The organism is Gilvimarinus sp. 1_MG-2023, assembly GCF_030548285.1.
Genome location: NZ_JAUOSC010001356.1, coordinates 1 through 252 on the forward strand (window position 1 = coordinate 1; position 252 = coordinate 252).

A 252-nucleotide genomic window follows, 5' to 3' on the forward strand; every position below is an offset into this window, starting at 1 on the left:
TGATTGTGCAGACCGATAATATCGCCAGAAATAGCCTCTTCGACCTGACTACGGTCCCCGGCCAGGAAGGTGACCGCATCCGCGACCTTGATGTCCTTGCCGATGCGGGTATGGCGCATCTTCATGCCTTTGCTGTAAGTCCCGGAGCACACTCGCATAAAAGCAATGCGGTCACGGTGTTTCGGGTCCATATTCGCCTGGATTTTGAAAATAAAGCCGGAAAAGGCTTCTTCTGTTGGCTCGACAGTGCGC

Annotated in this window: 1 protein-coding gene; it reads right to left on the minus strand. The window is 53.6% G+C overall.

The window, feature by feature from the left end; translation table 11 throughout:
* Nucleotides 1–252: EF-Tu/IF-2/RF-3 family GTPase (locus Q4563_RS21265; protein ID WP_336623070.1), on the minus strand; the 252-nt coding region annotated here is incomplete at both ends.